The 2,902-nt window shown below is 34.4% G+C and carries 3 protein-coding genes; all 3 read right to left on the reverse strand.

The window, feature by feature from the left end; translation table 11 throughout:
* Window positions 1–567: 567 nt before the first annotated feature.
* Window positions 568–831, reverse strand: coding sequence for a PepSY domain-containing protein (locus BM097_RS15820; RefSeq protein WP_090552644.1), 264 nt, complete (start codon window positions 829–831; stop codon window positions 568–570).
* 102 nt (window positions 832–933) lie between these two features.
* Entirely contained in the window at window positions 934–2,208 is a 1,275-nt protein-coding gene (locus BM097_RS15825; RefSeq protein WP_090552646.1) for a diguanylate cyclase domain-containing protein, read from the reverse strand.
* A 57-nt stretch (window positions 2,209–2,265) separates the two neighbouring features.
* The gene (locus tag BM097_RS15830; protein ID WP_090552648.1) at window positions 2,266–2,799 is read right to left on the reverse strand and encodes a hypothetical protein; all 534 of its coding nucleotides are present in this window, start codon (window positions 2,797–2,799) and stop codon (window positions 2,266–2,268) included.
* Window positions 2,800–2,902 lie beyond the last annotated feature (103 nt).

Consider the following 2,902-nt stretch of genomic DNA (forward strand, 5'->3'; position numbering starts at 1 on the left):
GATTGATTTGTTACATCCGCCAAGATGCATCTCAATCTTACCTTGAGGTTCTTTTTTATTCAATTGGTGTTATTTATGAATTACAGGAATGCTCCAAGTTAAGTTTATTTATACATTTTTATATTTCACTTAACAGATTTTTAGTCTAAAGTTAAGTGAATCTTTATAAATCATTTTTCCACTTAACTTCGGTAAATCCTGTTAAGTTTTAATGGAAGAAAAATTTTTTCACTTAACTTTTCGGGGTAGTTTCCTACTGTAGTTAAGTGAAAATATGCAGTTACTATTTTTCACTTACACACTAATTAAGTGAGGAATCATAAATCTTAAATAAACTTAACTTTAGTTAAAACCATTTAGCTATATTTAAGTGAAAAAAATTTTTTCCTTATTCCACTTAACCCACTTTTCAGTTTTTAAGTGAAATCTTGTTTTATCGAAATAAACTTAACATCTTACTGTGCTTTAATTTTACTTATTATACATTAATAGGAATGTGAGGACAATTGTCCACAAAAAAAGATGGCAGACTCAAATGAATCTGCCGCCTTTCTGTTTTGAAAACTCCTATGCAAATACAATATTTTTAAGAGAGCATTTTCCTGTTGTCATATCAATTGTGTAGTAATATGCTTCCCCATCAGCTATAACCTTTACGTCATATACCTTTTCTCCAGTAGTGCCGCGAACACTTGAATACTGGATTTCCTCTTCCGAATATCCCAGGTTGCTCAAGACAATTCTTAACGCTTTTTCCTCGGTAATCCTGTTAACCATATTTGCAAATAATGAGTTAAAAGATGTAAATGTACTAGCGAAATTATTTTTCATACTGCTACCCCGTTTTCTTGTAAAGCTAAAACCAAATTTTTCATTCAACGCTGATAGGGTAACATACCTTTTATCACACAACTGTCACACATCTCTAAAGAATTATTTTTTCTGCTGTTTTAAATAAGTTTTATTATCATACATCTTCTTATCAGCCTTGGTAAACACTTCTGACATGCTGTTTTCATCAGTGTATTTAGCGCAGCCGCAGGCAATTACGACGCCTCCATTAGCAATGGCATCTTCATTGTGCTTGGCTACAGTTTCAATTAATTCATTGATATTTTCATAATCCTCATCAACTGAAATAACTGCAAACTCATCGCCACCTATGCGATAAACCGGGCTGCGTTTGAAGATTTTGCAGATAATCTGGCAAGCCGTACATATACATTCATCACCAGCCTTGTGACCTAAGGTATCGTTGATTTCCTTAAGATTGTTGACATCTAACACAGTAATTGCAAACTCTGACTGGCGTCGCGCAATGATACGCTGGTTCATGATGTCTTCCTTTTGCTGATATGCATTTTTATTCTTAATTCCAGTCAATGAATCTATGTTAGCCTGACTTTGAACCTGCTCAAGCTTCTCAGCATATTCTCGCTTTATTCGCATTGCATCTGTTACATCCTGGCAAAGTCCCAACAAACAATCTCTACCTCGATTATCTGTAAATCTCAGCTTTGTGGTCTGGAACTGACGCATATTTCCTGCTGCATCTGGAACATCTTCAAAAAATATATATGGCTTATCCATAGAAAGAGCCTTTTTATCATCTTCTATAAAATGATTTGCCGTATCTTTATCAAAGATTTCAAAATCTGTAAGCCCCACCACGCCTTCTGGGGTTTCCTTGTGAGCATAATCTGCAAAAGCCTGATTGCAGGCGATATATTTTCTAGAATTCACATCCTTTGAAAAGGTCATAGCTGGCATATTTGTAAGCAAATCAGTAATTGATTTTCTAAGCTCCTCCAGCTTCTGATAAGCCTCGTCCTCTAGGTTGTACCACACGTACACAAGCTCAGTTCCATCATCCTTGATAATTCGCTTTCCAAAAGCGTGAATCATGTGATACTCACCCTTGATTTTTATTCTGTATACCGCGTTGTAATCCTGATGAATGTGATTAAAAGTATCTACTATCCCCTTCACTATCTCTCTATCATCAGGATGAACATCTATAAACAAATCATTATTAAGCATCTGATATACTTCTTCCCTAGGCATATCAGCATAGCCGAAAAAATCAAGGAAGCCTTTAGTAAGAACGATTGTGTAAATCCTATCCTCAATCACCTGATAGATACCAAAAGGGACCCCGCTATTTTCCATAAATCTAAACTCTTCATCATTGTACTTATATTTTTCCATAATAAATACCTCATGATTTTATAGTCTAGACCATTATAACCTAAAAATGTGTAGTAATTATTTTTCCAATATTTTGATTCCTTGCAAATCAACATCATCCCATTCATAAAGCTTTACCGCTTTATTATTTTCAGCATCATATTTATATAGTATACATGGTGTCCACCAATTTACATTATGCTTTACAAAAGCAAAATATTGACCAGCATCCTCTATCATCTGAACATTCCACAATGGGTGATGTGATATATCTGCCAGAGCTTGCATAAATTTTCTTTGTTCATCATCAGCCTGAGTCTCATTTCCATCCTCATCTATTAGATAAGAGGATTTAAGTGAAACAAATCCTAGATTCTTAACTGATTTATAATCAAAATCATTAGTAATATCATAGGTTTTCACTACATCTACTGTAAATGCTTCTACTTCATCCAATTTGCCATTATCGAGGATGGACGAATAAGATATCGCCCCAGAGTCATCTATTGTTGCTACATTAACTACTGGTGTACTAGCTTTGCCACTGCAACTACATAGTATAATCGCGATTATACATATGATTGCGATTATAAAAACCATCCCTCTTTCCATGCTATCCTTCCTCGTAATATATATTTTGTTACTAAGTTTTTACATTTATACAACTCCATCAATCGGTTTGGTTATGCTCATGATATTATTGACCTTGAGTCAA

This window comes from Pseudobutyrivibrio sp. OR37, assembly GCF_900113655.1.
Lineage (GTDB): Bacteria > Bacillota > Clostridia > Lachnospirales > Lachnospiraceae > Pseudobutyrivibrio.